Genomic DNA, 218 nt, shown 5'->3' on the forward strand with positions numbered 1-218 from the left:
GCGGTCCCGTACCTGACGTTCACCCGGCACGACACGGCCCCCGACAGTGCGTTCGGCGGCTGGCTCATGCCCGTGGTTCCCCCGATGGTGTCTGCCTCGACCGGTGCGCTGCTGCTGCCCTTCCTGCCCGCGGGGCAGGCCAGGCAGAACATGCTCTGGGGGTGCTACGCGATGTTCGGGTTGTCGTTGCTGGCGTCGATCGTGATCATCACGCTGAT

1 protein-coding gene is annotated in these 218 nt (G+C 67.4%); it reads left to right on the top strand.

Annotation, left to right across the window (positions count from 1 at the left end):
- Positions 1-218: SLAC1 family transporter (locus ACZ6JE_RS15810; protein ID WP_464319569.1), on the top strand; the 218-nt coding region annotated here is incomplete at both ends.

This window comes from Frigoribacterium sp. AC759, assembly GCF_979256015.1.